The sequence below is a fragment of the Methylocystis sp. sgz306128 genome (genome assembly GCF_056032725.1).
This window is the reverse complement of the sequence record NZ_JBVYWO010000008.1, coordinates 23,896-49,028: the sequence shown is the minus strand read 5'-3', so window position 1 is coordinate 49,028 and position 25,133 is coordinate 23,896. Positions and strand designations below refer to the sequence as shown.

The 25,133-nt window shown below is 60.6% G+C and carries 24 protein-coding genes; 16 read left to right on the top strand and 8 right to left on the bottom strand.

Annotation, left to right across the window (positions count from 1 at the left end; all coding sequences use genetic code 11):
- The first annotated feature begins 22 nt into the window (after nt 1–22).
- Together AC0N03_RS12760 and denD are read left to right on the top strand one after the other, a co-directional pair.
- Nucleotides 23–1,963 carry a D-apionate lactonase family protein gene (locus tag AC0N03_RS12760; RefSeq protein ID WP_474289186.1) on the top strand — a complete coding sequence of 647 codons (1,941 nt, stop codon included), beginning with the start codon at nt 23–25 and terminating at the stop codon, nt 1,961–1,963.
- Nucleotides 1,964–1,976: 13 nt separating this feature from the next.
- Nucleotides 1,977–2,957: a D-erythronate dehydrogenase gene (denD, locus tag AC0N03_RS12755; protein WP_474289185.1), complete on the top strand. Its 981-nt coding sequence runs from the start codon at nt 1,977–1,979 to the stop codon at nt 2,955–2,957.
- 140 nt (nt 2,958–3,097) lie between these two features.
- On the opposite strand, the gene AC0N03_RS12750 is transcribed toward denD, so the two are convergent.
- The 5 genes from AC0N03_RS12750 to AC0N03_RS12730 all read right to left on the bottom strand — a co-directional run bounded on the left by AC0N03_RS12750 (nt 3,098) and on the right by AC0N03_RS12730 (nt 6,781).
- Entirely contained in the window at nt 3,098–3,679 is a 582-nt protein-coding gene (locus AC0N03_RS12750; RefSeq protein ID WP_474289184.1) for a hypothetical protein, read from the bottom strand.
- Between the two features lie 211 nt (nt 3,680–3,890).
- Nucleotides 3,891–4,556, bottom strand: coding sequence for a class I SAM-dependent methyltransferase (locus tag AC0N03_RS12745; protein ID WP_474289183.1), 666 nt, complete (start codon nt 4,554–4,556; stop codon nt 3,891–3,893).
- 36 nt (nt 4,557–4,592) lie between these two features.
- Complete coding sequence (locus AC0N03_RS12740) at nt 4,593–5,120, bottom strand: cytochrome b (RefSeq protein WP_474289182.1); 528 nt, start codon at nt 5,118–5,120, stop codon at nt 4,593–4,595.
- Nucleotides 5,121–5,279: 159 nt separating this feature from the next.
- Nucleotides 5,280–5,894 (bottom strand): YceI family protein, encoded by a 615-nt coding sequence (locus AC0N03_RS12735; RefSeq protein ID WP_474289181.1) that lies wholly within the window; start codon nt 5,892–5,894, stop codon nt 5,280–5,282.
- A gap of 98 nt (nt 5,895–5,992) precedes the next feature.
- Nucleotides 5,993–6,781, bottom strand: a complete 789-nt coding sequence (locus AC0N03_RS12730) for a class I SAM-dependent methyltransferase (protein WP_474289180.1) — start codon at nt 6,779–6,781, stop codon at nt 5,993–5,995.
- A 192-nt stretch (nt 6,782–6,973) separates the two neighbouring features.
- Here AC0N03_RS12730 and AC0N03_RS12725 point away from each other — a divergent pair, with 192 nt between their 5' ends.
- The 9 genes from AC0N03_RS12725 (at nt 6,974) to apnL (ending at nt 17,677) form a co-directional block, all read left to right on the top strand.
- Nucleotides 6,974–9,124 carry a glycoside hydrolase family 3 N-terminal domain-containing protein gene (locus tag AC0N03_RS12725; RefSeq protein WP_474289179.1) on the top strand — a complete coding sequence of 717 codons (2,151 nt, stop codon included), beginning with the start codon at nt 6,974–6,976 and terminating at the stop codon, nt 9,122–9,124.
- A gap of 66 nt (nt 9,125–9,190) precedes the next feature.
- On the top strand, nt 9,191–9,370 hold the full coding sequence (locus tag AC0N03_RS12720; protein WP_474289178.1) for a hypothetical protein: 180 nt from the start codon (nt 9,191–9,193) through the stop codon (nt 9,368–9,370).
- 256 nt (nt 9,371–9,626) lie between these two features.
- Nucleotides 9,627–10,454, top strand: a complete 828-nt coding sequence (locus tag AC0N03_RS12715) for a phosphogluconate dehydrogenase C-terminal domain-containing protein (RefSeq protein WP_474289177.1) — start codon at nt 9,627–9,629, stop codon at nt 10,452–10,454.
- A gap of 79 nt (nt 10,455–10,533) precedes the next feature.
- Complete coding sequence (locus AC0N03_RS12710) at nt 10,534–11,475, top strand: substrate-binding domain-containing protein (protein WP_474289176.1); 942 nt, start codon at nt 10,534–10,536, stop codon at nt 11,473–11,475.
- Nucleotides 11,476–11,557: 82 nt separating this feature from the next.
- On the top strand, nt 11,558–12,196 hold the full coding sequence (locus AC0N03_RS12705) for a DUF2291 family protein (protein WP_474289254.1): 639 nt from the start codon (nt 11,558–11,560) through the stop codon (nt 12,194–12,196).
- Nucleotides 12,193–13,746: a sugar ABC transporter ATP-binding protein gene (locus tag AC0N03_RS12700; RefSeq protein WP_474289175.1), complete on the top strand. Its 1,554-nt coding sequence runs from the start codon at nt 12,193–12,195 to the stop codon at nt 13,744–13,746. The genes AC0N03_RS12705 and AC0N03_RS12700 overlap by 4 nt, the downstream gene beginning before the upstream one ends.
- Nucleotides 13,743–14,807: an ABC transporter permease gene (locus tag AC0N03_RS12695; protein WP_474289174.1), complete on the top strand. Its 1,065-nt coding sequence runs from the start codon at nt 13,743–13,745 to the stop codon at nt 14,805–14,807. Before AC0N03_RS12700 ends, AC0N03_RS12695 begins: the two co-directional genes overlap by 4 nt.
- 1 nt (nt 14,808) lies before the next feature.
- On the top strand, nt 14,809–15,837 hold the full coding sequence (locus AC0N03_RS12690; protein ID WP_474289173.1) for a Gfo/Idh/MocA family protein: 1,029 nt from the start codon (nt 14,809–14,811) through the stop codon (nt 15,835–15,837).
- Between the two features lies 1 nt (nt 15,838).
- Nucleotides 15,839–17,677, top strand: coding sequence for a D-apionate lactonase (apnL, locus tag AC0N03_RS12685; RefSeq protein ID WP_474289172.1), 1,839 nt, complete (start codon nt 15,839–15,841; stop codon nt 17,675–17,677).
- 39 nt (nt 17,678–17,716) lie between these two features.
- Here the strand turns inward: apnL and AC0N03_RS12680 are convergent, their stop codons facing one another.
- Nucleotides 17,717–18,436 carry a transcriptional regulator NanR gene (locus tag AC0N03_RS12680; protein WP_474289171.1) on the bottom strand — a complete coding sequence of 240 codons (720 nt, stop codon included), beginning with the start codon at nt 18,434–18,436 and terminating at the stop codon, nt 17,717–17,719.
- Nucleotides 18,437–18,653: 217 nt separating this feature from the next.
- Between AC0N03_RS12680 and oiaX the strand changes: the two genes are divergently transcribed.
- Nucleotides 18,654–19,925 (top strand): 3-oxo-isoapionate-4-phosphate decarboxylase OiaX, encoded by a 1,272-nt coding sequence (gene oiaX, locus AC0N03_RS12675; protein ID WP_474289170.1) that lies wholly within the window; start codon nt 18,654–18,656, stop codon nt 19,923–19,925.
- The gene (locus tag AC0N03_RS12670) at nt 19,918–21,246 is read left to right on the top strand and encodes a four-carbon acid sugar kinase family protein (protein WP_474289169.1); all 1,329 of its coding nucleotides are present in this window, start codon (nt 19,918–19,920) and stop codon (nt 21,244–21,246) included. Before oiaX ends, AC0N03_RS12670 begins: the two co-directional genes overlap by 8 nt.
- A 9-nt stretch (nt 21,247–21,255) precedes the next feature.
- On the opposite strand, the gene AC0N03_RS12665 is transcribed toward AC0N03_RS12670, so the two are convergent.
- Together AC0N03_RS12665 and AC0N03_RS12660 are read right to left on the bottom strand one after the other, a co-directional pair.
- A complete protein-coding gene (locus tag AC0N03_RS12665; protein ID WP_474289168.1) occupies nt 21,256–21,684 on the bottom strand; it encodes an RrF2 family transcriptional regulator in 429 nt (142 codons plus the stop codon).
- 114 nt (nt 21,685–21,798) lie between these two features.
- Nucleotides 21,799–22,587 carry an IclR family transcriptional regulator gene (locus tag AC0N03_RS12660; protein ID WP_474289167.1) on the bottom strand — a complete coding sequence of 263 codons (789 nt, stop codon included), beginning with the start codon at nt 22,585–22,587 and terminating at the stop codon, nt 21,799–21,801.
- Between the two features lie 245 nt (nt 22,588–22,832).
- Here AC0N03_RS12660 and AC0N03_RS12655 point away from each other — a divergent pair, with 245 nt between their 5' ends.
- The 3 genes from AC0N03_RS12655 (at nt 22,833) to attM (ending at nt 25,110) form a co-directional block, all read left to right on the top strand.
- The gene (locus AC0N03_RS12655; protein WP_474289166.1) at nt 22,833–23,222 is read left to right on the top strand and encodes a hypothetical protein; all 390 of its coding nucleotides are present in this window, start codon (nt 22,833–22,835) and stop codon (nt 23,220–23,222) included.
- A gap of 59 nt (nt 23,223–23,281) precedes the next feature.
- Nucleotides 23,282–24,130 carry an alpha/beta fold hydrolase gene (locus AC0N03_RS12650; protein WP_474289165.1) on the top strand — a complete coding sequence of 283 codons (849 nt, stop codon included), beginning with the start codon at nt 23,282–23,284 and terminating at the stop codon, nt 24,128–24,130.
- Between the two features lie 209 nt (nt 24,131–24,339).
- A complete protein-coding gene (gene attM / locus AC0N03_RS12645) occupies nt 24,340–25,110 on the top strand; it encodes an AttM family quorum-quenching N-acyl homoserine lactonase (protein ID WP_474289253.1) in 771 nt (256 codons plus the stop codon).
- The last annotated feature ends 23 nt before the right edge of the window (nt 25,111–25,133 follow it).

The following is a 25,133-nucleotide window of genomic DNA, read 5'->3' as shown; positions in this document are numbered from 1 at the left end:
GCGCACGAGAAAGGATGTTCCCATGCTTGCCTCACCCAGTCCAGGCGTCGCTCTGTTCGGCACCGAGGAGCCAGCGCCGCCAGCGCCCATTCTGCGGGCGGGCAAACTCACCGCCGAATTCGACGCCGGCAACCTGCGTCACATCAGATATGACGGAATCGAGGTGATCCGGGCGGTGTCCTTCATTGTCCGCGACAAGAACTGGGGCACCTATAACCCGGCCATTTCCAATCTCCGGGTGACGGAAAGCCCGGACGGCTTTGCTGTTTCCTATGATGCTGTGGCCAGCGACAGCACCCAGACCTTCCGCTACAGCGCCCGTATCGAGGGCGATGCCGCAGGCAGGCTGGTGTTTTCCGGCGAGGGCGAGGCGGTGGGCGATTTTCTAACCAACCGCACCGGCTTCGTCGTGCTGCATCCGATCATGGGCGTGGCCGGCCATCCGGTCGAAATTGAGCACACCGACGGGCGCATCGTCAAAGGCGCCTTTCCCGAACTCATCGACCCTGTCCAGCCGATGATGGATCTGCGCGCGCTGACTCACGAGGCCGCGCCCGGTCTTATGGTCAGTTGTCGCATGGAGGGCGATACATTTGAGATGGAAGACCAGCGCAACTGGACCGATGCTTCCTACAAGACCTATGTCCGCCCGCTGGCCCTGCCATGGCCTTATACGCTCCCTGCAGGCGCACGGCTGAGCCAGAAAGTCACGCTCACTGTCTCTGGCAATCTGCGCGCTGCCCCTGCGGGCGCGGGCGCAATCGGCGCCGCAATCGGCCAGCCTTCGGGCCACGTGCCGCATCTCGGCCTCGGCTTTGACCCGGCCGATGGCGTCGGCAGCCGCGGCGCACTCACTGCGCTCCGGCAGGTGAAGCCGCATCACCTCATCTGTCATCACGATCCGCGCAAGGGCCACAACAAGGAAACGCTGCGTCAGGCGCTCGATCTTGCTGCGGCGCTGGGCGCGAAGCCATGGCTGGAAGCCGTGATCACGCGAGTGGAGGGCTTCGGCGCGGAGGTGAAGGCGCTCGGCGAAATGGTGCACAATCTTGGCTCGCCGTTCGAGGTGGTCATGCTCTCGCCCGCGCCCGATCTGAAATGCACTCTGCCGGGCAGCGTCTGGCCGCCTGCGCCGCCTGCCAATGAAATGTTCCGCCTTGCGCGCGCAGCTTTCCCCAAGGCGCGTCTGGCCGGCGGCATGTTCAGCTTTTTCACTGAAATGAACCGCAAGCGCCCGCCGCTGGCCGAAATTGATCTCGTCAGTTTCACCACTTCTGCGATGGTGCATGCGGGCGACGATCTGTCCATCATGGAAGGACTGGAATCGCTCCCGTCCATCGCCTTGAGCGCCAGAGCCATAGCCGGGGGCAAGCCGCTGGCGGTGGGACCGAGTGCTATCGCCATGCGCATGAACCCGTACGGCGCCGCGCCGATGGATAATCCCGGCAATATCCGTCAGGCGATGAATTATAACGATCCGCGCCAGCGCGGCTTGCTCGGGGCGGCCTGGACGCTTGGCTATTTCGCGCATTTTGCACGCAGCGGCTTTGAGGATATCGCCTTCGGCAGCACCACCGGCCCATTCGGACTTGTGCATACGCCGCAGGACTGGCCGCAGCCCTGGTATGATCAGAACGGAGGTCTCTTTCCGCTTTATCATGTCATGCGCGGACTGGCGGCGCTGGACGGGGCGCAGATGCTCGATCTTGAATTGTCGCAGCCAAGTCTCGTGCAGGGTTTTGCTGCAACGCGCGGCGCTGGCGCCGAGATCTGGCTAGCCAATCTGACCGGCACAACGCAGAAGATCGCCTTGCCGCGCGCCGCCAGCCGGACCGCCCGGCTCGACGCCGAAAATTTCGTGAAAGCCAGCAGGACCTCTGATTTTCTCGATCACATGCAGGATCATGGTTCCGCTGAACTTGTCCTGACCGCTTATTCCGTTATCCGTGTTCATCTCGACTGAAAAGGTAAAATCAATGCATATTCTCATCATCGGCGCTGCGGGCATGATTGGCCGTAAACTCACCAACCGTCTTGTCGCGGATGGTCAACTGAACGGCGCGGCCATCGACGCTCTGACATTGGTTGACGTGGTGGAACCGGAGGCGCCCAAGGGCTTTTCGGGCAAGACGACCCTGCGCAACATTGATCTTTCCGCGCCCGGCGCGGCGCAAGGCCTCATCAGCCCGCGCCCCGACGTGATTTTCCACCTTGCCGCCATTGTTTCAGGCGAGGCGGAGGCTGATTTCGAGAAGGGCTATCGCATCAATCTGGATGGCACCCGCCAGTTGTTCGACGCGATCTACGCGGAAGGCAAGAACAGCCCCTATAAGCCGAGGGTTGTCTTTACCTCGTCCATTGCCGTCTATGGCGCACCCTTCCCTGAAAAGATCGGCGATGAATTCTTCCAGACGCCGCTCACATCCTATGGCACGCAGAAGACCATCGGCGAATTGCTGCTGGCCGATTACAGCCGAAAAGGCATATTCGACGGGATCGGCATCCGCCTGCCCACCATCTGCATTCGCCCTGGCAAGCCCAACAAGGCCGCATCCGGCTTTTTCTCCAATATTCTGCGCGAACCGCTTGTCGGTATCGAGGCGGTTCTGCCGGTTTCGGAGGATGTGCGTCACTGGTTCACCAGCCCGCGCACGGCAGTGGGCTTCCTCATTCATGCCGCCAGCCTCGATCTTTCACTGGTTGGCCCGCGCCGCAATCTCAACATGCCCGGCATTTCAGCCACAATCGCGGAAGAGATCGCGGCGCTGCGCAAGTTCGGCGGTGAAGCCGCAGTGAGGCTGATCCGGCGCGAGCGTGATCCGGTCATCGAGAAGATCGTTGCCGGCTGGCCGAGCAATTTTGAAACGACGCGCGCCCTCAAGCTCGGTTTCACCTCGGAAACCTCCTTCGACGATATCGTTCGTGTTCATCTTGAGGATGAGCTTGGCCGGGGCTGAGGCTCAAAGCCTGATCTCAGGTTAAGAAAAAGCGGCGGCCCCGGGGAGAGAAAGGGCCGCCGCATAACTGCGCTCTTGAGTGCTGGCGCAGGTTTCGCAGGTCCGTCCGGCGCAATGTGCCATTTGCACCGGACGGAAATTTATTCCTCGGTTTTCAGCGCGAGGCGTGCGGTCTCAGCCGCAGCGGCAAAATCGTTCAGGTTCCAGCTTGACGGGAATGTCACACCGAGAATCGAGTCCAGTTTCGTGACCGTCGCGGCGCTGATCGGCGATGATGCGGCCGCCGCAAGGGCATTGATGGCCGTGCTCATGTCTGCAGCGGCAATGGCCGTGGCATAACTGGAAATCTGCGCCAGCGGCGCCTCGGGGTCGTCGATTTTGGTTGGATCGAAATTGGGAGAGAGATAGGCGCGGGCCATGTTCAGGCGGCCAAGGTCGCTGCCCGTCATGCCGCCACCACTCTGTGTGGAGCCTCCCTGTCCCTGACCGCCGCCTCCCTGATCGCTTTGTCCTTGGCCCCCTTGTCCTTGGCCCCCCTGACCGCCGCTGCCCTGGCCCCCTGCGCCCTGTCCAGAGCCGCTGCCGGCAGCCTTGGCGATGCTGATACCCAACAGGCTTGCCGGATTTACGCTGGTGAGGGCCGGAACAGCTACAAAGGCCAGAGCTGCCATCGCGGTGATCAAAATCTCTAATTTAACGCGGTTTGTCTTTCGGGTGCTCATAATATCGAACTCCGTAGGATAGCCGGGATCCCAGTCAGGGATTAGCGGCCTCTGTTTGCGAATTTCATCAACACGGAGAATTTACGGGGTGAACACTCGACAGACGTTGATTTTCATCAAGCTTAATTCGCGTGTAAGATATTGTAATTGTGTATTATTTTTTGAATTTGACATTTGTCAGCCGCCGCGCGCCACGTGGCTGTTTCAAAGTTCAGACCTGAGCCTTGCGGATACGCAGCAGGGTGAAGAGCTTGAAAGGGGCTATCGCGCGCTGTTCGACAAGCACGGCGTCGCTGCGCCCTTCGAGCCAGTTTCCGACCGACGAGAAGGGGAAGTTCGGATGCCAGCCGAGCCAGCTTCCTGCCCCTTCGAGAGCCGCTTCGGCACGGGCGCGCAGCCCGCGGGCCGCAGCGAAATGATTGAGCAGGACAATCTCGCCGCCGGGTCGTATGACCCGCCACATCTCATCAAGCATCGCTGCCGGGTTAGGTACGACGCTGAGTACATAGGGCGCCAGCGCGAGGTCGAATTCAGCAGAGGCAAAATCAAGCTCGGCCGCATCCATCCGGCGCAGGGCCTTGACGTGCCGCAAGCCCTTGGCCGCAACGCGCTCACGCGCGATGGCGAGCATCGGCTCAGCAAGGTCGATGCCGGTGATCTGCGCCGTGGCGGGCAGAAGCTCAAGTTCGAGCCCGGTGCCGACGCCCACGACAAGCACATTGGCCTGCGCGTCAAAATCGGCCACAGCCTTTGCCGCGGCCATACGGCCCGGATGAAACGGCAGATCGAAGATCAGGTCATAGAGCGGTGCGAGCAGATAGTAGGTGCGCGCATGCGTTGCCCCTGTTGCAGGCTTCCCCGAAGCAGATGAATTCATTTTTAGATATGTCCATCTTATTTTTATGCATTCCTTCTACACGTCCGCGCGCCGCTGCGCAAGACGGTGCCAGAGCGCGCCGCAGATATGCAGCCCGACAACGGCCAGAAGAAGAAATGCGAACGCATGATGGATGTTGCGCCAAAGAATTTCCGCAGCGGCATTGGGCGCGATCAGCGCCGGAACGTCCAGCGAACCGAAGAGATGAATCGGGATCGGTAACGGCGAGGCGGAAACCATGAGCCAGCCGCTGAAGACCTGCGCGAAGGGCAGGATCAGCAGCGCGCCATGCGTGATTCCGGCAAGACGGGGAAAGGGCGTCCGGCCCCGGAGTTGCGGCGCCTTTGACGCCAGCCGCCAGCCAGCCCGCAGGATCAGCAGGACCAGAAACAGGAAGCCAAAAGTTTTATGCGCTTGATACAGATCGAATTTCTGACCGGCTTCGTGAATGGCATTGACCATGATCAGGCCCAGTGCGGCCAGACCCAGCCAGCCAAACGCCACGAGCCAATGCAGCAGACGGGCAAGCAGGCCCCAATTTTGCGGCGTATTTTTCCAGTTCATGTCATGATCCGAGTTCTTGATCCGCTGCCTCGCGCCCTTTCAATTCTTCCGGAACGCGCCGCGCCTTCCCCTGCCTGTTTGCGGAAGGCCCGCGTCCTTCAGGGAGCAGAACGGGAAAGAGAGCAAAATCAGCTTGCGAAGGGCAAGACTTCCGCCGTCTCACCCGCCTGCCTGCTCGCCTGCTTCCGTGGTGACAACGAGAGAAATAATGTCCTCGATCAGCGGCAGGCCGGCCGTCATGCCGAAATCCGAGCGGCGGATCGACCCCGTCACCTTGAAGCCGAGCCGCCCGTTCGTTGCCAGGGTGCGGTCAACGGCGACATCAAATGTTGCCGGTTTGGTGATTCCAAGAAGGGTCAGGTCGCCTTCGACGCGCACGTCGTGTTCGTCCAGCTTTTCAACATGGGTGGAAACGAAGGTGGCCTCCGGAAATTTGCCGGAATCGAGAAAGGCCGGTCCGCGCAGCAGTGAGGCAAGGGCATCCGAATTCACCATCACAGACCCGGTCTGCACCTTGAATTTGACGCTGGAGCGCGACGGATTGGCAAAGTCGACACTGATGCGTCCATCGAAGGCCTGAAATTCCCCTTTCGTGCGCGGCCAGGCCACGGCATCGACGGCGAAGGAAATATGGGTTCGCTTCGGATCGATCACCCATGATGAACGGGCAAGGGCGGGGCGCACATCATAAGCGAGGCCGAGAGCAGCGGCGCTGCCGAGACCCTGCAGCAGCCCGCGCCGCGTCAGAGATGAAAAAAGCTTTGAAGCGGGCATGTCGGCCTCCCGATTGCAGATCAGCCTGCGTAAAGCTTATACGCAGGCCGTAGTCGGCGGATCAGGCAATGTCAGGATTTTCCTTCTCTGCCTGTGGCTTAGCTCGGCTTGATCCCTTTGACGGCATGGGCCCGCGCCGTGATTGTCACCTGTCCGCCAGCGCCCGGCGTCAGGGTGGTTCTGACGCGCTCGCGCAGCAGATCCCGATTAGCCGGGCCCAGTTCGACCAATGTGCTGCGCATGGTGGGAACCGTCTGGGCGACAGCCCAGTACTCATCGAAATTTTCGTAAGTGCGGGTGACTTCGATGATGCGCGTGTCCACATCCTCAAGTCCGGCGCCGCGCCAGAGATTTTCCAGCGTGTCGATATTGGCCGCGCCGGGGCTTGGCGGCATTGCGGGCGCGACGCCAAGCAGGCTCAGCTGCGCGTGAACCGGCTCGAACGGAAAACCGCCGCCGTCAAGATCCCAGGCATAGGAAGCGATCATGCCGCCCGGCTTCACCACGCGCGCCATTTCGGCAACGCCCTTGTCCGGTTCCGGTACGAAGAATATCACCAGCGCCATTGTCGCGGCGTCGAAACTATTGTCTGCGAAGGGCAAGTCTTGCGCCGATCCGGTGGTGAACCCTGCCAATTCCGGAGAGAGACGCCCGCGCGCGAAGCTAAGCTGCGCCGCAGAAGGGTCAACACCCTCGATCCGCGCCGGAGCGCTGCGGCTGGACAGCAACTCCGTAAATGCGCCATTGCCGCAGCCGACATCCAGCCAGCGCAGGCCCTGCGCGGGTGAAAGCCAGTCGATGAATGTTTCTCCGGCCGCGCGGCTCCAGACGCCCATCATCCGCTCATAGGCGGCGCCGTCGTCGAAAACGATCTGATGTTCTGACATGCTTCTGCCTCCCTTCCGCAAAAAGCCGATTATAATCGAAGGCGGCGCCAAGAGCCAGCTTGCTGGTGCAGCTGTAAAAATATGAATGGCCGCTGGCGGTGTCGCTGTTGCAATCGGACTTTGGCTGCTAGTCTGTGAGTCGTGGCGATTGAACGATACCTTGCGGCAGTAAACTCTCAGGCCTGACCGATCATGACGCATTCAAAGCCGGAAACGCATATAGACGGGCTTTTGCTCCGGATGACGCTCGACGAGAAGGTCGGCCAGCTGGTGATGATCGGCGAGGAGGCGCGCGCGGCAGACGGTGCGCCGTTCGACCTTGCAGGGGCCGTCCGCTCGGGCGGGCTCGGCAGCGTGCTCAATGTCACCGATCCTGACCGCATTGCGTCTTTATGTTATGCCGCGCGCCATGAGAGCCGCCTTGGCATCCCGCTGCTTGTCAGTCTCGATATCGTGCACGGCCACCGCACCACATTCCCCGTGCCGCTGGCGGAGGCCTGCGCCTTCAACCCTGATCTGTGGCGGCGCACGGCCCGGTGCGCGGCAGAGGAGGCCCGGCACGACGGCATCGCCCTGACCTTCGCGCCTATGCTGGATGTGTGCCTCGATCCGCGCTGGGGCCGCATTGTCGAAGGGCCGGGCGAAGATCCGTGGATCGCGGCGGAGTTTGCCCGCGCCAAGGTCGCCGGCTTTCAGGGAGAGGCTGCGCATGGACGCATCGGCGCGCGGAGCATGTCGGCGACGGCCAAGCATTTCGCCGCCTATGGTGCGGTGACGGCAGGGCGTGAATATGCGGGGGCGGATGTCTCGGCGCGCATGTTGCGCGATGTCTATCTTCCGCCGTTCAGGGCCGCTGTGGACGCGGGCGTCGCCGCCATCATGCCGGGGTTCATCGCGCTTGGCGGCGTGCCGCTCACCGCCGATCACCAGCTTCTGACGGCGGTTCTGCGCGAGGAATGGGGCTTTGACGGCGTCATCATCAGTGATTATGCCGCCGTGGCCGAACTGATCGCACATGGCGTTGCCGCCGATCTTGTTGAAGCGGCGGCCCTGGCATTGCGCTCGGGTGTCGATATCGACATGATGGGCCATGCCTATGCCGAGGGTCTGCCGCAGGCTCTGGAGCGGGGGCTGATCAGCATGGCGCAGATTGATGCCGCGGTGCGCCGCGTCCTGCGCCTCAAGGAAAGGCTCGGGTTGTTTGACGAGGATCGTGACGAGGCGCCGCGCCACGAAAGTACCCACCGGGATCTTGACCGGACGCTGGCTCTCGAAGCGGCCGTCCAATCCGTCGTTCTGCTGAAAAATACGCAGGATGTTCTGCCCTTTGCGCCTTCCGGTGGCCCGATTGCCGTGATCGGCCCGCTGGTTCAGGCGCATGAGGACATGCTCGGTCCCTGGTCGGCGCTGGGCGAGGCGGCACAGGTTTCCGATTTCCTGACGGCGCTGCGCCGGAATTTTGCCGGGCGCAGCATCATTCACGCGCAGGGATGCGGCGTCGCCTCTGGCAATGCCCGCGAACTTGCCGAGGCGCTCAAGGCTGCAAAACGGGCCGAACGCATCGTTCTTTGCCTTGGCGAAAGCCGCGAGATGAGCGGCGAGGGCGGCAGCCGTGCCAGCCCGGTGCTTCCGCAGGCGCAGGCGCAGCTTGCCCGCGAAATATTGGCGCTCGGCATCCCTGCGGTGATCATCCTGTTTTCCGGACGCCCGCTGATCGCACCCCACGAATTTGCGCAGGCGCATGCGGTTCTTGCGGCGTGGTTTCCGGGCCATGAGGCCGGGCGCGCGCTTGCGGAGGTTCTTGCGGGCTCGCGCGCGCCGGGCGGACGCCTTGCCGTGTCCTGGCCCGCCGAGATTGGCCAGATTCCGCTCACATACCGCGAGATGCCGTCCGGACGGCCCGCCGACCCCGCCAACAGGCTGACAAGCCGTTATCTCGATGCCCCGAACCTGCCGCTTTATCCGTTCGGGCATGGTTTGACCTATGCCTCGTTCGTCATTGAGACTGCGCGTATTGAGAAGCCGGTGCTACGCGCCGGAGAAGATGCCCGCCTTTTTGTCGAGGTGCGCAACAACAGCGCGCATGCGGGCGATGCGGTTGTTTTCATATTTCTTCATGATCCCGTTGCATCCATCGCGCGCCCGCTGCTTGACTTGCGTGCAGTGCGCAAGGTGACCATTGAGGCGGGAGAAACAGTGAAACTGGATATCGGGATTCCGGCCGCGGATTTTGCGGTTCCGGGGCCGGAGGGGCCGCGCCATGAGCCGGGACGGTTCAGCGTCTGTGTCGGCTTTGATGCGGACAGGGACAAGCTCGTCCGGCTTGATCTCGATCTGCAGTGACGTACGTGTTTATCGGGCTGATCCGCGCCATTGAGATGGCCGGCCCGGCGTGAGAGGAGTGAGACAATGGGCATCGTCATCCGCGTGATATTGATTTTGGCGGGCGTGGTCACCGAGTGGTTTGTCGCGCGGGATGCTGTCAATTTCAGCTTCATTCAGATGGTGATCGGTGTGCTCATTTTCACAATCCTGATCGGGCTGTTCGCCTTCTGGCCTTCGCATTGGCGGTTCGGCAAAAAAAGCTGACCACCAGACGGACGCCTTTCCCGGATTGCGCCGGTGGTGCCCGGCGCGCTGGGCGCTCGCGCTCTGACGCCGGGCAAATCATTCACACATCAAAATAAGACGCGCAAATTTTTTAAGCCAGACTGCCGGAAGCATCCGGGCTGGCGCGGTTTGCCGCGTCTCGATCCTTATAGATATGGTGAGCATAAATTATCATCAAATAATGATTGACTCATCATACCAGTATGCTTAAGCCTATGCAAAAGAGGGCGCATATATGACGGCTATCGCATTGTTCGGGGCAGGCGGAAAAATGGGCTATCGCCTTGCCAGTAATCTGAAGGGCTCACGTTTCGACGTGCGCCATGTCGAGGTGAGCGAGGCCGGGCGGGCACGCCTCAAGGCCGGGCTCGGGTTTGATTGCATCGCGCCTGAACAGGCTCTGACCGGTGCGGATGTCGTGATTCTGGCTGTACCGGATACGATGATCGGCAAGGTTGCGGCCGGCATCGAGGCGCAGCTCAGGCCGGGTACGATGGTTGTGGCGCTTGATGCCGCCGCGCCATTTGCCGGCCATTTGCCGAACCGGCCCGATCTGACCTATTTCGTCACGCATCCCTGCCACCCGCCGATCTTCAATGACGAAACGGACATGGCGGCGAAAAAGGATCATTTCGGCGGCATCGCCGCCAAGCAGCACATTGTCAGCGCGCTGATGCAGGGACCCGAAAGCGCCTATGCGCTTGGCGAGGAAATTGCGAGAGTGATCTGGGCCCCCGTGATGCGCTCGCATCGTGTCACTGTCGAGCAGATGGCGCTTCTGGAGCCCGGCCTGTCCGAGACGGTTTGCGCAACCTTGCTGGCGGTGATGCGCGATGCCATGGATGAAGTGGTGGCGCGCGGCGTACCGCATGAGGCCGCGCGTGATTTTCTGCTCGGCCATATGAATGTGCTGGCCGCCGTCACTTTCAATGAAGTTGAGGGCGTCTTTTCGGATGCCTGCAACAAGGCCATTGCCTATGGCAAGCCTGCCCTGATGCGCGACGACTGGAAGCGCGTGTTCGAGCCGCAGGAAATTGCCGACAGCATCCGCCGCATAACCTGATCCGGCCTGCCGCCTGCGGCTTGCGGCATGGTTCCACGTTATAAGCAGCCGATTTCAAATAAAATCAGGGAGAATTGAAATGCTTTCAAGGAAATTTCTTGTCGGAACGGCGTTGGCCGGCATGTTGTCGGTGGGCGCGGCATTTGGTGCGCAGGCTGCCGATCTGATCGCCATCATCACGCCTTCGCACGATAATCCTTTCTTCAAGGCCGAAGCCCAGGGCGCTGAAGCCAAGGCCAAGGCGCTTGGCTACGAGGCGCTCGTGCTCGTCCATGACGACGATGCCAATAAGCAGTCCGAACTCATCGACACCGCCATTGCGCGCGGCGCGAAGGCCATCATTCTCGACAATGCGGGCGCGGACGCGACTGTCGCTGCAGTGAAGAAGGCCAAGGACGCACATGTCCCTTCATTCCTCATCGACCGTGAGATCAATGCGTCCGGCGTGGCCGTTGCCCAGATCGTCTCGAATAATTATCAGGGCGCCCAGCTTGGCGCTCAGGAATTCGTCAAGCTGATGGGAGAAAAGGGCAATTTTGTCGAACTGGTCGGCAAGGAGTCCGACACCAATGCCGGCATCCGCTCGAAGGGCTATCACGACGTTATCGACGACTATCCCGCCATGAAGATGGTGGCCCGTCAGTCAGCCAACTGGAGCCAGACCGAAGCCTATTCGAAGATGGAGACCATTCTTCAGGCCAATCCGGATATCAAGGGCGTTATCGCTGGCAACGATACCATGGCCATGGGTGCCTCAGCGGCGCTGGCCGCCGCCAATCGCAAGGATGTCATCGTCGTCGGTTTTGACGGCTCCAACGACGTACGCGACTCCATTCTGGCCGGCGGCATCAAGGCGACGGTGCTCCAGCCTGCTTATCAGCAAGCCCAGACCGCCGTTGAGCAGGCCGATGCCTTCATCAAGACGAAAAAGGCTCCTGCGAAGGAAAAGCAGCTGATGGATTGTGTGCTGATCAATGCCGCCAATGCCGCCAAGCTTGAGACGTTCGCGCTCAAGAACTGATCCGCCTGTCGTCTGGGCGCAGATCTTTCTGGTCTGCGCCCGTTTCCTTTCTGGGGCGGAGAGTGTCGTGAATCTCGTGCGCATGTTATTCGCTGTGAGTGTCGTCGTCCTGTCGCTGGTCGCAGGCGGCTGCAAGATTGTTCCCACGCCGGATAAGGCGGCAGTTGCGGCTGCCGCGCAAGCGCAGTTTGATCCCGCCGGCAAAGTTGCCGAAATCTGGGAAAGCAAGGCGATCCCCTTTTTCGAAGCCCGGGCGGGCAATTTTGACGAGGTCACCGCATTGGCGCGCGCCGATGCCGACGCCGCCGGCGCCAGATACGGGCACAGGGACAAAGAGGGCAATGAGCCCTGGACCTTTGTGGTCAAGTTTGAAGGCCGGATTGTTTCGGCACAAACCGCGTCTCGTGCCGCGACCATCGGCATAGACACTGCCGGAGATGGCAAGGCACATCTTTTTGTGCAGATCGGCCCTGCCTTCCGCGGCACGGCTCTGCGCGACGCGCTTGACTTCGTCTCCTTCAACGATTTCAGAAACCAGATCGACTATGCCCAGTTTGGCAAGGCGTTCAATCAGCAGGTCGAGCGTGAATTCCTGGCCAGCTTGCCGCGTGAAGGGTTAATCGGGCGCAAGGTGAGCGGCCTGGGCGCCTATAGTTTCGATGCTGCCCAGCCGGTGCCTCTGGTAACACCTGCCCGCCTCGCTCTCGGACCCGCATCATGAGCGCAGACGAAAAGAATGTCATCCTGCGCCTCGAGAATGTCTCCAAGGTCTATTCGGGCACCATCGCGGTCAAGCAGGCGGATTTTGTGGTTCGGCGCGGTGCGGTGAACGTGCTGGTGGGCGAGAATGGCGCCGGCAAATCCACGCTGATGAAAATAATCGCGGGCGTCGAAAGCCCGACGACGGGGCGAATTCTGCTCGACGGCGCACCGGTACGCTTCGCCGATACTGCCGAGGCGGCTCGCCACGGCGTTGGCATGGTGTTTCAGGAACTCAATCTTTTCGGCAATCTTTCGGTCGCCGAAAACATCTTCGCGGCGCGCGAACTGACGCGCGGCGTTTTCGGCATTGATCACCGGCTGCAGGAAGCGCGCGCCGCAGAATTTCTGGAGCGGCTGGAGACGGGCATCGATCCGCGCACTCCTGTGGAGGATCTGCGGATCGGCCAGCAGCAGCTTGTTGAAATCGCCAAGGCAGTGGCGCAGAACGCACGAATTCTCATCATGGATGAACCGACCTCGGCCCTGAGCGCGGCCGAAGTGGACATTCTCTTCCGCGTCATTGCTGATCTTAAGGCGCGCGGCGTTGCCATCGTATATATTTCTCATCGCCTCGAAGAACTGGTGCGTATCGGCGATTACATCACCGTTCTGCGCGACGGGCGCATCACCGGTCATGAGAGAATGGCCGATGTCGACGTATCCTGGATCGTGCGGCAAATGATCGGCGCGGCATCCAAGGATTTTTCGAAAACGATCGACCATCCGATAGGGGATGTCTTGTTTGAGGCGCGCGACATCTGCCTGCCGCGCATGGGCGGCGGCTATGAGGTCGATCACGTTTCACTGGCGCTGCGCAGGGGCGAAATTCTCGGCATCTATGGCCTTATGGGCGCCGGGCGAAGCGAGTTCCTTGATTGCGTCATGGGGCGGCGGCCGGAGGCCTCCGGCGAGATTTTCATCGAGGGCCAGCCCATCGCCGAAAGCGACGTCACCGGCCGCATTGCCCGCGGGCTGGCGCTCATACCGGAGGACCGCCAGCGCGAGGGGCTCGTGTCCATTCTTTCGATCGGCGCGAATCTCACTCTGGCGAGCTTGAGCAAATTCCTCAGGCTGTTCCACATCGCAGGCGCTGCGGAGCGGGCGGCGATCCGCCATGCCATCAAGAGCCTGGCGATCAAGGTCGCAGATCCCGGTCTTGAAGTTTCGGCGCTGTCGGGCGGCAATCAACAGAAGGTGGTTATCGGAAAGGCTCTGATGACCGGGCCGAAAGTGCTGCTGATGGACGAACCAAGCCGCGGCATCGACATTGGCGCCAAGGCTGATGTGTTCCGCACGATGCGACGTCTGGCCGCCGATGGCCTCGGCATCATATTCGTCACCTCGGACCTGAGCGAAGTGCTCGCGCTGTCCGACAGGATAGCGGTGATGAGTAACGGCAAAGTCACGGCGCTGCTGGCCGCCTCCGAAGCCACGCAGGATCAGCTTGTCAGCGCTTCCGCGCTGGGCCACGGCCTGCGCGCGGAATCCTCCAGGGAGTCCCATTCATGACTGCAATGCCCGTTTCTCCGGCGCAATCCGGGCCGAAAGCCGGATCTCTTACTCTGAGCCTGATGAAATTGCGCACATTCATTGCGCTGTTCGCCGTCCTCGCCTTTTTTTCCTTCGCGGCTCCCAACTTCCTGTCGGCTGCCAATCTGGTCCTGATGTCCAAACATGTCGCACTCAATGCCTTTCTGGCGATGGGCATGACCTTCGTCATCATTACCGGCGGCATTGATCTGTCTGTCGGCTCCATTGTCGGACTTTGCGGTATGGTCGCGGGCGGACTTATCCTCAACGGTCTTAACCTGATGATCGGTTATACGGTCTATTTCAACGTGGCTGAAGTGATTGTCATCACATTGGGCGTCGGCATTCTGGTGGGAACCATAAACGGGCTGCTGGTGACGCGGCTCAATGTTGCGCCCTTCATTGCCACGCTTGGCACACTCTATGTCGCGCGCGGGCTGGCGCTGCTGTCCTCGGATGGCGCGACCTTCCCCAATCTGGTCGGCAAGAGCGAACTGGGCACGACCGGCTTTGAAATTCTGGGTGCAGGCCGCCTCTTCGGCGTGCCGCTTGCCATCTGGATTCTGGCTGTCGTCGCGCTGGCAGCGGCCTATATGTCGCGCTTCACGCCACTGGGGCGCCATATCTTCGCTGTCGGCGGCAACGAGCGGGCCGCAGGCCTCTCTGGAATCCGTGTCGTCCGGGTGAAGATGTTCGTCTATATTTTCTCGGGCTTCTGCGCCGCGATAGTGGGGCTGATCGTCTCGTCCGAACTGATGGCGGCGCATCCGGCCACCGGCGAGAGCTTTGAACTGAACGCCATCGCCGCTGCGGTGTTGGGCGGCACGTCGATGTCGGGCGGGCGCGGCACCATCGGCGGGACTATTGTTGGCGCCTTCGTCATCGGCGTTCTCTCGGACGGGCTGGTCATGATGGGCGTTAGCTCCTTCTGGCAGATGGTGATCAAGGGTCTCGTGATCATCGTTGCCGTTATCGTAGATCAGGCACAGCGGCGTCTCCAGCAGCGCGTGGCCCTGCGCCAGATGGCAAGGATGGGATGACATGGCTCAATTGCGTGGCGCATTGATCGGATGCGGATTTTTTGCCGTTAATCAGATGCACGGATGGCGGGATGCCAGAGGGGCTTCCATCGTTGCCATCTGCGATCGTGATCCGGCCCGTCTTCAGGCCCTGGGCGACCAGTTTGGCATATCTGCCCGTTATCTCGACGCGGCACAGATGCTGGAGCGTGAAAGGCCCGATTTCGTCGATATAGCCACCACCGTGGCGAGCCACAGGCCGCTCGTCGAATTGGCGGCGCGGCTGGCGATTCCAGTTATCTGCCAGAAGCCATTCGCGCTGTCGCTGGCCGATGCGCGGGAGATGGTTGCCGCCTGCGATGCCGCACAGGTGCCGCTGATGGTGCATGAGAATTTCCGCTGGCAGAGCGCCATTCAGGCCGTCAGGGTGCAACTCGACAATGGCGCGATCGGCGCGCCATTCTGGGGGCGGGTCTCGTTTCGCTCGGCCTACGACGTTTTCGGCGGCCAGCCCTATCTGGCTGAGGGCGAGCGTTTCATTATCGAGGATCTTGGCATTCACATTCTTGATATTGCACGGTTTCTCTTTGGCGACGTGGCGCGGTTGACCGCGCGCACGAAGAGGGTCAATCCCGCGATCCGGGGCGAGGATGTGGCAACGATCCTGCTTGATCACGAGAACGGCGTCACTTCCGTCGTCGATTGCAGTTATGCCACCCGCCTCGAACAGGAACTCTTTCCGCAGACGCTGGTCGAAATTGACGGTTCGGAAGGCTCGTTGCGCCTTGGCGGCGATTATGTACTGACCGTCACCCATCGCGGCGGCACGTCGAAGATGAACGTCGCGCCGGTTCTGCTGCCCTGGGCCGAGCGCCCATGGCATAATATCCAGCAAAGCGTCGCGGTCATTCAGCAACATTGGATCGATTGTCTGTCAGCCGGCACCGAGCCGCAAACCTCGGGCCGTGACAATCTCAAGACCTTTGCGCTTGTCGAAGCAGCCTATGCCAGCGCCAGAAATGGCGCAGCGATTGACATGGCCGTGTTCTGAAATGGCGGACCGCGACGACCTCCTGCTCTGGTACGGAACAGCGCAAACGCCTCAGGAGGCCATATTGCTGCAGGCCGGTCCGCTGACGGCGGAACTGGTCGCGGGCAACCTGCGCGCAATCAGCTTCGACGGCATCGAGGTCATCCGATTTATCGGCTATATCGTGCGCGACCGAGACTGGGGTACATGCGCGGCGCTGATTTCCGGTCTGCGGATCGAAAAGGATGCAGATGGATTCCGTATTGCTTATCAGGCAGTTTGTCATTCTCCGCAGGGGACAGGTCTTGTCTGCAAAGCCAGCATAAGCGCCGTAGCCGCGGACGGCAGCCTGCAATTTGACGTGACGGCTATGCCGGACGGTGATTTCGAGACCAATCGCTGCGGCTTCTGCGTGCTGCACCCCATCAGCGGTCTGGCCGGAGCGCCCGTTTCGGTCGAGCATGTTGACGGGTCGGTCGAAGACTCCTGCCTGCCCGATCTCATAGAGCCATGGCAGCCTTTCAAATCGATCCGGGCCATCAGCCATCAGGTGAGTCCGGGCCTGCGCGTAACCTGCCGCATGACAGGGGATACGTTCGAGATGGAAGATCAGCGCAACTGGTCGGACGCCTCCTACAAAACGTATGTGCGACCGCTTGAACTTCCCTGGCCATACCAACTGGCCGCGGGGGCGGCGCAGAAGCAAGCCGTATCCCTCCGCTTTTCGGCGACAGGCGCTTCGAAACGCGCGCTTGCCCCGGCAATGGAAACGCGGATCACGATTGGCGATCCGGCGGGCGCGATGCCGCGGATCGGATTACTGCTCGACCCCGGCGAAACCGATGCAGCTTTGCGGCAGCTTGAACGGCTTGAAGAGATCAACCCGCAGGTACTGCTCTGTCATTTCGACCGGACAGCGGGACACGGATCGGCAGCGCTTGCCGCCTATGCCGCAATCGCCCGACGCGCAAAGGCCGAAGTGACGCTGGAATGCGTGGTGCCGGGCGAACGTGACGTCTTTGCCGAACTCGCCGAAATTGCGGCGCTGGTTGCGGCCAGTGGATTGCCGCTCGATGCCATTGCCGTCTGCCCCGCAGTTGACAGGCAATCGACACCGCCGGGCAGCACTTGGCCGGCCTGTCCGCCGCTCGCCGAGATCTACGCCGCCGCGCGGCGCACGTTCCCGGGCTTAAAGCTTGGGGGCGGCATGTTCAGCTATTTCACTGAACTCAACCGCAAGCGTCCTCCGGTTGATATGCTTGATTTTGTCGTGCATGGCACCAATCCGATCGTCCATGCGGCAGATGATCTGAGTGTCATGCAGACGCTTGAAGCCCTTCCGTTTATCACGCGCTCGGCGCGGGCTATCGTCGGCGACAGGCCCTATCGTCTCGGGCCATCCTCAATTGCCATGCGGCAGAACCCGTACGGCTCACGTACTTTTGATAATTTCTCCGGTAAACGCATCACTATGGCCAATGCCGATCCGCGTCAGGACGGGCTCTTCGCTGCCGCGTGGACTATGGGCTATGCCGCCCGCGTCGCCGATGCGCGCCTCGATGTGCTCACGCTCGCGGCTCTGACCGGCCCCATGGGCCTCATCAGCGCCTATGGCCGCAAGCGTCCGGTTTTTGATGTGCTCCGGACATTGGCGTCGCTGGCAGCCCTGCCTTCGCTTGCCGCTATGTCGAGCCAGCCTGAAAAGGTGCAGGGGCTGGCCGTGCGCAGCTTATCCGGCGAAGTTGAGGTCTGGCTTGCCAATCTTACAGCCAGCCCGCAGACCGTTTGCGTTGCCCGGGCAGGGCGCGAACGCCGCACCGGGCTCGGGCCCTTTGCCGTGAGTTCCTTGCGGTTCGACTGAGCATCTGCGAAATTTGTGAACTTGCGTGCACACGGAAATTCATGAAGCGCCGGACTGGCGTGCATAAAGGGCCGCCGAGCGGTCCAGATGCTGGATCATAGCCTTTTCGGCACCATCGGGATCATGATCGGCAATGCAGTCGATGATGCGTGTATGTTCGGCAAGGGTGTATTTTTCCTTGCCCGTCCATATCAGCATTTCCGTGTGATATTGTTTGAGCCAGCCGAGCATGGCCTGCGAAATGGCCTCGAACAGCGGATTGCCGGTGATGGCGGCGATCTGAACATGCAGGCGCATGTCCGCATCGATGAAGGCATTGGCGTTGTCGAGATTTTGGCGCTGTTGCGCAAGTGTCTCGCGCAGGCGCGCGACATCCGCCTCGGTTGCTTTCATGGCCGCCTCGCGCACCATGCCGAGTTCGAAGAAGCGCCGCACTTCCTTCAGGTTCTGCAATGAGCCGGGTGATGTGGAGAGCATGAAATGCGCCGCGGCATCCACCTGCTGGAAGATGGATTGTGCCGTGGGCTGGCGTACGCGCGCGCGCTCGCCATGGGAAATGGTCAGAAGGCCCATGTTGCTCAGTTGCTGCATGCCTTCGCGAATTGCCGGACGCCCCACGCCGAAACGCTCCATCAGTTCGCGTTCGGAGGGCATGGCATCGCCGGGACGCAGTTCCCCGGACGTGATCAGGGCTTTGAGACGGTCGAACACCTCGTCGGAGAGCTTTCGGCGGATGATCGGCGCTTCATTGAGGGACATGGCTGCACTACCCGGAGAAAATATGGAGCATCAAGTGGTTATGCCATTAACATATGGAACTGCAACCCTGTTTTCATAGGGAGGCCACGGTTCCTTGCGCCTGCGGCCTTGGCCATTGATCTTGGGGTATTAATGATATACTCATTATACCTCATGCTGACAGAAAACGTTAAAGCGCAATTTCCCGCGCCGCACAAGGATTGAATTTCGGAGGACCATGGCCCGCGCTCAGATCATCCTCACTTACCGGCTGGAGACAGCTGGCGATGTCGCGGCTCTGGCCGCCAAGATTGCCAGCGATCAATCGACGGGCACCTTCGTGGCGCTGCCCGGAGAGACGGAGGAGCTCAAGGCCCGCGTTGCCGCCCGTGTGCTTGATATCCGCCCGCTGGCGCCGGTCCGGACGCCCTCATTTCCGCGCGCAGATGATGAGACGAAGCACTACAACCGCGCCGATGTCGACATTGCCTTCCCGTTCGAGGCTATCGGCACCGATCTCGTGGCGCTGATGACCATCGCCATCGGCGGAACCTATTCCATCAGGGGCCTGAGCGGCATCCGCGTTGTCGACATGAAGCTGCCGGATGAATTCGGCGTGGCGCATCCCGGCCCGCAATTTGGCATTGCCGGCAGCCGCGCGCTGTGCGGCGTGGCCGGACGGCCCATCATCGGTTCTATCGTCAAGCCCGCGCTGGGGCTCCGTCCGCCCGAAACGGCGGCGCTGGTGCAGGAATTGCTCGATGCCGATGTCGATTTCATCAAGGACGACGAAAAGCTGATGAGTCCGGCCTATTCGCCGCTTAAGGCGCGTATCGCCGCCATCATGCCGCGCATTCTGGAGCGCGAGCAGAAAACCGGCCGCAAGGTCATGTATGCCTTTGGCATTTCCCATGCCGATCCTGACGAGATGATGCGCAATCACGACATGGTTGCCGCCGCGGGCGGCAATGCCGCCGTGATCAATATCAATTCGGTCGGCTTCGGAGGTTTTGCCTTTCTGCGCAAGCGCTCGCAACTGGTGCTGCACGCGCACCGCAACGGCTGGGATATTCTCACCCGCCATCCCGGCCTTGGCATGGAGTTCAGGGTCTACCAGCAGTTCTGGCGGCTGCTGGGCGTCGATCAGTTCCAGATCAATGGTATTGGCGTGAAATATTGGGAGCCGGACGAATCCTTCCTGCGCTCCTTCGCTGCGCTGAAAGAACCGCTTTTTTCGCCGCAGGATTGCCCGCTGCCGGTCGTTGGTTCCGGGCAATGGGGCGGACAGGCGCCTGAGACCTATCTGCGCACCGGCCGCACGCTCGATCTGATGTATCTGTGCGGCGGCGGCATTGTCAGCCATCCGGGCGGGGCGGCGGCAGGGGTGCGGGCCGTGCGTCAGGCATGGGAGGCTGCGGTTGCCGGCGTATCTCTCGAACAATATGCGCGTGATCACATCGAATTGGCGCAGTCACTCGCTAAATTCGGGGCCTCGTCCGGGGATGCGTGACCTCCTTCTTTCCTATTACGGCGATGACCTCACCGGTTCGACCGATGTGATGGAGGCGCTGTCGCTCAACGGCGTGCCGAATGTGCTGTTCATACAGGCGCCGACACCGGCCCGGATCGCGCGGTTTTCCCATTGCCGCGCCGTCGGCCTTGCCGGAACCAGCCGCAGTGAAAGCCCGGACTGGATGGACACCAACCTCGCTCTGGCATTTGCCGCGCTGAAAAACCTCGGAGCGGCCATCTGTCACTACAAGGTCTGCTCGACATTCGATTCGAGCCCTGAAGTGGGAAGCATCGGCCGCGCCATCGACATCGGCCAGCGCCTGTTCGCCCAGCCGCTTATCCCGCTTGTTGTCGGTGCGCCGCAGCTGAGGCGCTATACCGCTTTCGGCCATCTGTTTGCGGCCTATCAGGGGCAGGTTTACCGCATCGACCGCCATCCCGTGATGAGCCGCCATCCGGTCACGCCGATGCATGAGGCCGATCTGCGCCTGCATCTGGCCCGGCAGACGAGCAAGCGTGTGGGGCTGGTCGATCTTGCCGCCCTCAGGTCTCCCAGTCTGGACGCGTATCTGGCCGGCATTTTGGACGAAGGGCATGAAATTCTGCTCATCGATGTCGCCGATACTGACACACAGGCCATCGCGGGGCGTCTTGTCTGGGACATGCGCCGGCCCCTTGGTGCCTTTGTGGCCGGCTCTTCCGGCGTTGAATATGCGCTGCTGGCCCATTGGCGCAATCTGGGTATGATCGAGCCCCCGCAGCATTTCGCCCCGCCCGGCCCGGTCGACCGGCTCGCGGTTGTCTCGGGCAGTTGTTCGCCCACCACGGAGCGGCAGATTCGTCATGCCGAGGCGCATGGCTTTGATGGCATCGCGCTCGATCCGCGCCAGCTTGCCGGGGGGGAGAGCGCCGCTGTCGAGGCCGCAGTTTCCAGCGGCCTGGCAAGTCTGGCGCGCGGGCGCAGTGTCATCCTTTATACGGCGCTTGGCCCTGCGACCGATATCGGTCCGGAAATCGCGCAGGCCGGCGGCGCGCGTCATGCTATCGGCCGTGCGCTTGGGCGCATCGAAAAATCGTTGATCGAGCGCTGCGGATTGCGGCGCGGCGTGATCGCAGGTGGGGATACGTCGAGCCATGCCCTGCAGGAACTGGGCATTCATGCGCTCACCACCTGTCTGCCCTTGCCGGCCACTCCGGGCTCGCCGCTCTGCACGGCCCACAGCGATTATCCGGCCTTCGACGGCCTGCAGATTGCTCTTAAAGGCGGGCAGGTTGGCGCCGATGATTATTTCAGCGCCATCAGGGAGGGGCGGGCCTGAAGCGCAGCTTCAGGGCGCAGTACTCAACTGAAAATCCTCCGGGTGCAGCATGAGATCGGCGAGCGAGTATTGTTCCAGCCGTTCGATGAAAGCGTCCAGAGCTTCGCGCAGGATGCAGCGCAATTTGCACCGCCCGGAAATGACGCATTTATTGCCCGCGCCAAAACATTCGACAAGGGCAAAGTCCGGTTCTGTTGCGCGCACGATCTCGCTCAGGCGGATATCGGCGGACGGGCGCCCCATGACCAATCCGCCGGAACGCCCGCGAACGGCTTTCAGGAAACCGGCCCGTGTCATCAGATTGGCAACCTTCATGAGATGGGCCCGCGATATGCCGTAAAATTTTGAAACTTCTTCAATTGTTACCAGCTTTCCGTCATGCGCGCAGGTAAACATCATGAGGCGCAACGAATAGTCTGAGAATTGAGTCAGATGCATGTTTAAAAACCTTATCTATATCAGATATATTTATATACCATTATTGATATAAATAAAATAAATTTTAAATATGCCTTTTAATTGATCAATATTTCCTAAGTTAATCTATACAGCTTATTTTTCGGCTGTGAGATCCGCGCCCATGCGATGCGACAGGCGCTGTGCAATGCGCTGCACGTTGGAAATGATTCGGTTCTTTTCATCTTCTGAGAGTTTTTCGGCCAACACGCTCACCGCAACGCCGGCGATGGGGCGGTTGCGGGAATTCAGCACCGAGGCTCCGTAGCAGACAATGCCCTCGGCGACCTGCTGATTGTCGCACGAATAGCCGTTGATGCGCGTGGACTCCAGTTCCTCGATGAGGGTCTCAAGCGAACGCACGCTATGCGGGGTGCGCGGCGCTGGCAGCCCGGCGGCGAAGAGCCGGCGAACCTCGATTTCGTTCATGTGGCTCAGGAACGCCTTGCCGGTCGCGGTAAAGGCGGCGGGCAGACGCATTCCCGCGCGAAAATCGATCAGTGAATGGCTGACTTTCGAATTGCGGGCCGCAATATAGACCACTTCCGCGCCATCAAGCACCGACAGAGTGATGGTTGCTCCGGGCAGTTCTGTCTCCTGATCCCAGATTGTCGCAAATTCGGTGGCGACATCCGATTGCTGGGTAAAGGCGTTGGACCAGCGCATGACATGCGGGCCGAGCTGAAAGGTCTGGTCGGGACGGCGAATGAGCAATTCCAGCTGAACCAATGTGTTACACAAAGTATGTGCGCTGCTCTTGGCTATGTTCAGTTCGCGCGCGAGTTCGGACAGGCTCAGGTAGCGGCTGCGCGATGCCAGATCGAGGATGCGCGCGGCCCGCTCTACGGCGGGCACCAGCTTGGATTTGTTGTCTTCCTGATCCATGACGTTCTCCCCGCCGTCGGTCTGGCCGCATATTCTTTTGCGTTGCGGCATTATTATGTGCGACGCAAAATCGCAATTTCTTCTTGACATGGGTTTAGCGCAGTGACTAATGTTCTGTCAAAGGAATAATGTTCAGTATATTGAACAAAAAACAAAATTTAGAACAGCAGTCGCTGAATTAGTCTGTGTTTATTTGCAAGACTGGGTTTTCAGGCGACATGTCTGTCGGCAGGGAGGATGTGCGCATGGCAATCAGCCTTAGGGACTGGGCCCAGAGGTTCAGCGACGCGTCGGATCGCGATCAGACGATCGGCGCGATGGCGCGTTATTACACATGCACCTATTTGTGGGACATGGGCAGCGCCAAGGTCATCGTGCAGATGATCGACGGCAAGGTTTATCGCATCAACATCGATCCGGCTCCCATGGACGCCTTTGATTTTGCGTTGCGCGCCAGCCCGCAGACCTGGCGCGAGTTTGCGCGCCCCGTTCCGGCGCCGATGTATCATGGCATCTGGTCGGCGAGCTTCCGGCGCGATCTCAAGATCGAGGGGAACATCCTCGTGCTGATGCAAAATCTTCGCAACTTCACCGTTCAGTTCGAGCTTCTTCGCAAGGTGGGCGTTCCCGTCTGACGGAGCGCCTGCGCCCGCGTTCCGGGCACAAGACAATTTACAGCCTCATGGAGTCCGGTATGGCAAAGCATTCGCCGGTAATTGGCCGATATGTGACAATTGAAGTCGACGGTTACGAATACAAGGTGTTCTACCTGCGCAATGGCTCCGGCCAGCCGCTCATCTGCCAGCATACGGCTGGCTGCCATAATCACCAGTGGCGCGGCCTGCTCGAAGATGCGAGCATCACCGCCAATTATGATGTGATCGCCTATGATCTGGCACGGCACGGCAAGTCCGATCCGCCGCACAACAAGGAATGGTGGAAGGAGGAATATCTCCTCACTGCCGATCACTACATGAAGTTCATCGTCACTTTGTGCGATGCGCTTGAGCTTGAGCAGCCGATCTTCATGGGCTCGTCCTTCGGCGGCAATGTGGCGCTGCAGCTGGCGCTGCATTATCCTGACCGCTTCCGGGCCGTGATTCCGGTCGAGGCCGCGGAACATGCGCCGGGCTTCTTCCTCGACTGGTGGCGTCATCCCCACGCCAATGCTGCGCAGGTCTGCGCCAGCGGTGTCTGGGATCTCATGGCTCCGCAAAGCCCGGAGATGGATCGCTGGCTCACCTGGCACTATTACACGCAGGGCGCAGAAGTCTTCAAAGGCGACCTTTATTTTTATTCGATCGATCACGACCTGCGCAACAAGCTGGGCGAGATCGATACGCGCCGCTGCCCTGTCATCATGATGACCGGCACCTATGATTACCTCACGCCGCCGGAGGCAACGGAAAATACCGCCCGCCAGATTCCCGGCGGCATCTATATCGAGATGGAAGACATCGGGCATTTCCCCATGTCGGAAAATTATCCGCTCTTTGCCGTCTATCTCAAGGAAGCTCTTCGCATCATCGATGAGCGGACCTGACCTGTCCGCCGCCCTGAAGACCTCGAAACATCGGGAATAAGTCCATGAAGATCGTAGAATTCGACGACAAGGGCCAGCAGGTCGAGGTGGACGGCGGGTCTGTCGCGTCGAAAGGCAAGACATCGCATCTGGCGCCGCCCCCGGCGCTGGCCCGGCCGGTACAGGATCAGCAGCGCCGCCGGCGCAATTCGTCGGGCATCGAACTGCATATGTTCCAGACAGGCACGCTGCGCACCAAGCTCAAATATATCAAGATGAATCAGGGCGAGGGCGACTTTGAAATTCCCGTGCCCTGGTTCCTGATCAAGCATCCGCAGGGCAATGTCGTGATTGACGGCGGCAATGCCATCGAGGCCGCCATCGACAAGCGCGGCCATTGGGGCGCTGTCGTCGATGCCTATGATCCGATCATGAACATCGCCGACAATTGCGTCGATCAGTGCCGGTCCGTCGGCGTCGAGCCGCATAATGTGCGCTACGTGCTGCAGTCGCATCTGCACCTTGACCATACCGGCGCCATCGGCCGGTTTCCCAAGGCGCAATACATTGTCCAGCGCTCCGAATGGGAATATGCCTTCAAGCCGCACTGGTTTGCCTCTGCCGCCTATATCCGGGCGGATTTTGACCGGCCCGGCCTCAACTGGAAGTTCCTTGGCGGCGAATATACCGACAATTACGACCTGTTCGGCGACGGCACAATACGGATGATCTTCACGCCCGGCCATTCCACCGGGCATCAGTCGTTTCTCATCACCCTGCCCAAGACCGGCCCCGTCCTGCTCACCATCGACGCCGCCTACACGCTCGATCACTGGGAGAACAAGGCCCTGCCCGGACTGGTGGTGTCATCGGCCGATGCAGCAGATTCCGTGGCCAAGCTGCGCCGCATCGCCGCCGATACCAAGGCCATGGTGGTGACCGGCCATGATCCCAAAAACTGGGAAACGTTCCAGAAAGCACCCTACGATTTTTACGACTGAAGAGACCAGTGTTCGCTGGAAAC

Excerpts from the sequence above, each read along its gene's own strand:
- AC0N03_RS12735 (WP_474289181.1), bottom strand. The coding sequence starts at position 5,894 with ATGCCCGCTTCAAAGCTTTTTTCATCTCTGACGCGGCGCGGGCTGCTG.
- AC0N03_RS12760 (WP_474289186.1), top strand. The coding sequence starts at position 23 with ATGCTTGCCTCACCCAGTCCAGGCGTCGCTCTGTTCGGCACCGAGGAG.
- oiaX (WP_474289170.1), top strand. The coding sequence starts at position 18,654 with ATGGCCCGCGCTCAGATCATCCTCACTTACCGGCTGGAGACAGCTGGC.
- AC0N03_RS12655 (WP_474289166.1), top strand. The coding sequence starts at position 22,833 with ATGGCAATCAGCCTTAGGGACTGGGCCCAGAGGTTCAGCGACGCGTCG.
- AC0N03_RS12750 (WP_474289184.1), bottom strand. The coding sequence starts at position 3,679 with ATGAGCACCCGAAAGACAAACCGCGTTAAATTAGAGATTTTGATCACC.
- AC0N03_RS12715 (WP_474289177.1), top strand. The coding sequence starts at position 9,627 with ATGACGGCTATCGCATTGTTCGGGGCAGGCGGAAAAATGGGCTATCGC.
- AC0N03_RS12710 (WP_474289176.1), top strand. The coding sequence starts at position 10,534 with ATGCTTTCAAGGAAATTTCTTGTCGGAACGGCGTTGGCCGGCATGTTG.
- AC0N03_RS12665 (WP_474289168.1), bottom strand. The coding sequence starts at position 21,684 with ATGCATCTGACTCAATTCTCAGACTATTCGTTGCGCCTCATGATGTTT.
- AC0N03_RS12670 (WP_474289169.1), top strand. The coding sequence starts at position 19,918 with ATGCGTGACCTCCTTCTTTCCTATTACGGCGATGACCTCACCGGTTCG.
- AC0N03_RS12695 (WP_474289174.1), top strand. The coding sequence starts at position 13,743 with ATGACTGCAATGCCCGTTTCTCCGGCGCAATCCGGGCCGAAAGCCGGA.
- AC0N03_RS12690 (WP_474289173.1), top strand. The coding sequence starts at position 14,809 with ATGGCTCAATTGCGTGGCGCATTGATCGGATGCGGATTTTTTGCCGTT.
- AC0N03_RS12660 (WP_474289167.1), bottom strand. The coding sequence starts at position 22,587 with ATGGATCAGGAAGACAACAAATCCAAGCTGGTGCCCGCCGTAGAGCGG.
- apnL (WP_474289172.1), top strand. The coding sequence starts at position 15,839 with ATGGCGGACCGCGACGACCTCCTGCTCTGGTACGGAACAGCGCAAACG.
- AC0N03_RS12700 (WP_474289175.1), top strand. The coding sequence starts at position 12,193 with ATGAGCGCAGACGAAAAGAATGTCATCCTGCGCCTCGAGAATGTCTCC.
- denD (WP_474289185.1), top strand. The coding sequence starts at position 1,977 with ATGCATATTCTCATCATCGGCGCTGCGGGCATGATTGGCCGTAAACTC.
- attM (WP_474289253.1), top strand. The coding sequence starts at position 24,340 with ATGTTCCAGACAGGCACGCTGCGCACCAAGCTCAAATATATCAAGATG.
- AC0N03_RS12680 (WP_474289171.1), bottom strand. The coding sequence starts at position 18,436 with ATGTCCCTCAATGAAGCGCCGATCATCCGCCGAAAGCTCTCCGACGAG.
- AC0N03_RS12705 (WP_474289254.1), top strand. The coding sequence starts at position 11,558 with ATGTTATTCGCTGTGAGTGTCGTCGTCCTGTCGCTGGTCGCAGGCGGC.
- AC0N03_RS12740 (WP_474289182.1), bottom strand. The coding sequence starts at position 5,120 with ATGAACTGGAAAAATACGCCGCAAAATTGGGGCCTGCTTGCCCGTCTG.
- AC0N03_RS12720 (WP_474289178.1), top strand. The coding sequence starts at position 9,191 with ATGGGCATCGTCATCCGCGTGATATTGATTTTGGCGGGCGTGGTCACC.
- AC0N03_RS12725 (WP_474289179.1), top strand. The coding sequence starts at position 6,974 with ATGACGCATTCAAAGCCGGAAACGCATATAGACGGGCTTTTGCTCCGG.
- AC0N03_RS12745 (WP_474289183.1), bottom strand. The coding sequence starts at position 4,556 with ATGAATTCATCTGCTTCGGGGAAGCCTGCAACAGGGGCAACGCATGCG.
- AC0N03_RS12650 (WP_474289165.1), top strand. The coding sequence starts at position 23,282 with ATGGCAAAGCATTCGCCGGTAATTGGCCGATATGTGACAATTGAAGTC.
- AC0N03_RS12730 (WP_474289180.1), bottom strand. The coding sequence starts at position 6,781 with ATGTCAGAACATCAGATCGTTTTCGACGACGGCGCCGCCTATGAGCGG.